The organism is Kitasatospora sp. NPDC043950 (assembly GCF_056435345.1).
Map to the genome: position 1 here is coordinate 1 of NZ_JBWKER010000122.1, position 4521 is coordinate 4521.

General features: G+C 70.9%; 5 protein-coding genes and 1 pseudogene. 3 read left to right on the top strand and 3 right to left on the bottom strand.

The genetic code is table 11. The features are described 5' to 3' along the window. Positions 1-93: 93 nt before the first annotated feature. Together AC07BF_RS37580 and AC07BF_RS37585 are read right to left on the bottom strand one after the other, a co-directional pair. Positions 94-1617, bottom strand: a complete 1524-nt coding sequence (locus tag AC07BF_RS37580; RefSeq protein ID WP_363588176.1) for a DEAD/DEAH box helicase — start codon at positions 1615-1617, stop codon at positions 94-96. Between the two features lie 367 nt (positions 1618-1984). Further along, positions 1985-2188, bottom strand: a complete 204-nt coding sequence (locus tag AC07BF_RS37585; RefSeq protein WP_030918248.1) for a cold-shock protein — start codon at positions 2186-2188, stop codon at positions 1985-1987. A 517-nt stretch (positions 2189-2705) separates the two neighbouring features. On the opposite strand from AC07BF_RS37585, the gene AC07BF_RS37590 reads away from it, so the two are divergent. From AC07BF_RS37590 to AC07BF_RS37600, 3 genes are all read left to right on the top strand, one after another. Beyond that, positions 2706-2933 carry a hypothetical protein gene (locus tag AC07BF_RS37590; RefSeq protein WP_363588174.1) on the top strand — a complete coding sequence of 76 codons (228 nt, stop codon included), beginning with the start codon at positions 2706-2708 and terminating at the stop codon, positions 2931-2933. Between the two features lie 219 nt (positions 2934-3152). Then, the gene (locus AC07BF_RS37595) at positions 3153-3557 is read left to right on the top strand and encodes a hypothetical protein (RefSeq protein WP_363588172.1); all 405 of its coding nucleotides are present in this window, start codon (positions 3153-3155) and stop codon (positions 3555-3557) included. 95 nt (positions 3558-3652) lie between these two features. After that, the gene (locus AC07BF_RS37600) at positions 3653-4015 is read left to right on the top strand and encodes a hypothetical protein (RefSeq protein WP_363588170.1); all 363 of its coding nucleotides are present in this window, start codon (positions 3653-3655) and stop codon (positions 4013-4015) included. A 396-nt stretch (positions 4016-4411) separates the two neighbouring features. Here the strand turns inward: AC07BF_RS37600 and AC07BF_RS37605 are convergent. Beyond that, positions 4412-4521: pseudogene (locus AC07BF_RS37605) on the bottom strand (MerR family transcriptional regulator); the annotation flags it as partial.

The following is a 4521-nucleotide window of genomic DNA, read 5'->3' on the forward strand; positions in this document are numbered from 1 at the left end:
GAGCCCCCGTAGCGGCCCTATCTTCTTCCTCCTGTCTTTTGGCTCTTGTTTCCCCCCCCCCCCCCCCCCCCCCCCCCCCCCCACACCTGCCTACTAGGCAGCGAGGGCGACGCGCCTCGGTGCCCGGCGGCGGCCGGCGGCGGCCTGGTTGTCGCGGCCCGTGACGCTCGCGCGGGTGTCACCGGCCGCGCGGGCGGGGCGTCCTCGGCGGCCGCGACTCGTGGACGGGCTCCGGAGGGGGCGTTCGACGACGGGGGCGGCGACCACGGTGGGGATGCCGGTGGGCACGCGGGCGCCGGTGATGCGGGCCAGGTCCTCGTCGCCGGCGCTGACGCGGGTGGTGACGGGGGTGATGGCGGCGGCGGTCATCAGACCGGCCATCTCGCGGCGCTGGCCGGGCAGGACGAGCGTGACGACGGTGCCGGACTCGCCGGCCCGGGCGGTGCGGCCGCCCCGGTGGAGGTAGTCCTTGTGGTCGCTCGGCGGGTCCAGGTTGACGACGAGGTCGAGGCCGTCGATGTGGATACCCCGGGCGGCGACGTTGGTGGCGATCAGCGCGGTGACCTGGCCGGTGCGGAACTGTTCCAGGGTGCGGGTGCGCTGCGGCTGGGACTTGCCGCCGTGCAGGGCCGCGGCCTTCACGCCGTTGGCTAGCAGGTCGTCCACCAGGCGGTCCGCGCCGTGCTTGGTGTCGATGAACATGATCACTCCGCCGTCGCGGGAGGCGATGTGGGCGATGGTGGCGTTCTTGTCGAAGTTCTGCACGTGCAGGACGTGGTGCTCCATGGTGCTGACCGCTCCCGCGGACGGGTCGACCGAGTGGGTGACCGGGTCCTTGAGGAAGCGCCGCACCAGGCGATCGACGTTGCGGTCCAGGGTGGCGGAGAACAGCATCGTCTGGCCGCCTTCGGCGACCTGGCCGAGGAGCTCGGTGACCTGCGGCAGGAAGCCCATGTCGGCCATCTGGTCGGCCTCGTCGAGCACCGTGATGCCGACGCCGTCCAACTGGCAGTCGCCGCGCTGGATCAGGTCCTTGAGTCGGCCGGGGGTGGCCACCACGACCTCGGCCCCCTGGTTCAGGGCGTGGGCCTGGCGGCCGATCGACATCCCGCCCACCACCGTGGCCATCCGCAGGCGCACCGAGTGGGCGTAAGGGGTGAGAGCGTCGGTCACCTGTTGCGCGAGCTCGCGGGTGGGGACCAGGACGAGGGCCAGCGGGCGGCGCGGTTCGGCGCGCCGACCGGCGGTGCGGGCCAGCACGGCGAGGCCGAATGCGATGGTCTTGCCCGAACCGGTGCGGCCCCGGCCCAGCACGTCGCGGCCGGCCAGCGAGTTCGGCAGCGTCGCGGCCTGGATCGGGAACGGCGAGGTGACACCCTGGCGGGTCAGCACCGACAGCAGCGCCTTCGGCATGTCCAGCTCCTCGAACGCTTCGACGGGCGGCAGCGCCGGAGTGGTGCTCACCGGCATCGCGAACTCGCCCTGCGGAGAAGAACCCTGGCGGGCGCTACGGCCGCGGGCGGGCCGGTCGCCGTAGAAGGAGCTGCCGCCGGAGCGGGAGGAGGACGAGGAGCGGGAGTTGGCGTTCTGGTACGGGGAGCGGCTGGAGTGGTTCATGGGAAACCTTCCTGGCGGCACGTCGCGAGGCAGCTCCGCAGCGCGGGACGCCGACAGGAGGTCACGAGGGGACGGGCCGAAAGTGTGGAGCGCGGGGCGTGGACGGTGAAACCGTGCGGCACGTCACCTACGGTCGGCGCTCACCGCGGAAGGCGGGAGCGAACGACCTCGAACCGTGAGCTGTCACGGCAGGGCGCCGATCCGGACGCGGCGCTGGGCGTCTCGCGTGGGGATGGCCGCCGGTGGCGGAGCCAGGGGGCCAGAAACGGCCGGGGATGTGCGTCGTGGCGCAATGCCGAGGGGCCCGCACCGGGCATCATGTACGCGGTGCGGGCCCCTCGCTACCAGGCGGGTGCCGTGGCAGAAACTACAGCGGACGAATGTTCTCGGCCTGCGGGCCCTTCTGGCCCTGCGTGACGTCGAACTCGACCTTCTGGCCCTCGAGCAGCTCACGGAAGCCGTTGGCGTTGATGTTCGAGTAGTGGGCGAAGACGTCCGGGCCGCCACCCTCCTGCTCGATGAAGCCGAAGCCCTTTTCCGCGTTGAACCACTTCACAGTGCCATTAGCCATAAAGAAATCTCCTTCAAGGGGCTGTCCGAAGCACGCACAGCGCGCGCTTCGAGTCGCCGCGATGAGCACCCACCCGGGGAAGAGCCGGGAAACAAAAAGGCGCCTGCGAAACACCAGCAGGCGCACACAAAGTTCATGGGAACCACTACTGCAACTAAAGTGACTCTAGCAGGCCCAGGCCCGTCACGGGTGGATATTTCACCCCCACTTCTCCGGGAGCCTTCCCCCAGGGCCGTCGACCGCGAGGCGATGGGGCCATCAACATGCATGGAGAACAGTCTGGTTGAGTGCTCACCCCCACTCCTTCGGCGCCGACCGCTCACCTTCCCGGGGAGGGCGAGTCGCGCGGGTGCGGAGCGCCTGCCCTGGCCGCGACAGACCCGTGAAAGCGACGCACCACGCCCACCGGCGCCATCCAGGGCGCGCTGGACGGCTTGCGCGAAATTCCTGTCGTAGCTCCGAAATTGAGTGCTTCGAAAAGTCCCGCTCCCGCGATTCTCGGCGCATAATGCAGGGAATGACGAAATCTGCAGCAGTCCGCCGTGTCCTGCCCACCAGCCCCTTCAAGGCCCGGATCGAAGCACCGCGCAAGCACTTCGCCGTCGGCGACCGCGTCACCCACGACACGTACGGCCTTGGCCGGGCCATCGGCGTCGAAGACGACAGCGACATCGCGGTACTCGTCGACTTCGGATCGCGGCGGGAACGCATCACCCAGCCCTACACCGCGATGTTCAAACTCTGACCCAGACGCACGCGGTTCTCCGCCGAGTGCGCCGCGCACCCCTGCGGTACGCCCCTGGCCCGTCGCGTCGGCACGCCGTCCAGGGGGCGTGCACCCCGGCCGGGCCGAGAGGGAACCCGACGCCCCGGCCCCGCAGCCTCACCGGCCATGGCCGGAAAAGCATGTGACGAAACATCAATGCCGAATGGCTGCGGGCTGGCCAGGCGATAAACTCCGCGCATGGATGACAAACATCTGTTTGAGTCCGTCTGCGCAGTGCTCTCCCACCGAGGGTTCGAACCGGCACCGTCCCAGGCGGCCGGGCTCTTCGCCCGGCAGCGTCCAGGGATCGGCCTGGTGCTGGGATGGAGCCCGGGCCAGGACCTGATCGGACCGACCCTCCACGGCTGCCCGCATCCCGCCGACGCCGCCGGGCGCACCGAGTTCCGCGGCATCCGCGGCGCGCTGATGCTGGCCCTGGCGGAGGTCCTCGGCTCCGCAGGCTTCACCGTCACCGCCCTCGGAGCCGACCTGCTCGTCACCGCCGGCCCGCACGATCCGGGCGATGCCCAGACGCTCACGGCTGCTCCCAACTGCCCCGCGCCGCGACGCAGCCGATCGGCACGTCAGGTCGCCGCCGTGTAGCTCCTGGCCGCGCAGCGGGCGCAAGGCCCGTGGCCGCCATGGCCGCTGCCCCGGGCCCGTGGGCGCCGCGGAGGCCGTGTCCTATTCTGGGGGGCATGTCGAACCCTGACGGGCTGCTCGTCGACATCGCCGCGATGGTCGAGTCCGAGCACAGCAATCAGATGTCCCTGACCGTGGTGGTCCCCGGAGCCGTGATCACCGGCAGGCTCGCGCCGGTGACCCTGTGGTTGGAGCGGGTGGCGGAGGTCCTCCAGGCCTCGGAGCACTTGAAACCGTTCGCCGCTCTCTTCGCCCCGCCCGCCGACGGCCCGCCCGCACAGCTCACCCATCTGCATCTCCACCGGGCGAAGATCCTGCAGGGCGACTTCGGGCTGCCCCACACCGGCGGCATGTACCGCATCGCCATCGAGGACGTCAGCAGCTGGACGGTCGGGGACCTCAGCTACTCCGATTCCTGAGAACCACCCCAGGCCCAAGTGGCCGCCTGGCTTGGCGCCCTACGTCCCCGCACCAAGGAGCCGCTGAGCCTTGAGCGGGTGCCGTGACGGCTGGTCCGGGTGTCGGGGTGGGACCGCTGACTGCCCCGGCCGCAGAGGCGAAGGGCGCAGCGGGCGAGCCGAAGGCGCCGGCGCCCCGGGCGGTGTCGGCGCCCTCTCCGAGCGGACCATCCCGAGTACCTGGCTGGCGGGGTCCAGCCCGGCCGCGCCCTCCAGCCGCCACGTCTTGTGCCGCGCTGCGGTGGTGCCGTACGGGGCGACGGCCAGAGCGTGCAGCGCGAGGCCGTCCCCCTGTCCGGCCTCTGCGGCGGGCGGCAGTACGGCTGGAAGGAGCTGTGGGCCAGGTTGCAGGTCCGGTCAGGTGTCCGCGGTGGGCTCCTGGCGGTGTTGGGTGCGGCGGAGTTGTTCGTTGAGGCGCAGGGCTTCTTCGAGTTGGTCTTCGAGGATGATGATGCGGCAGGCGGCTT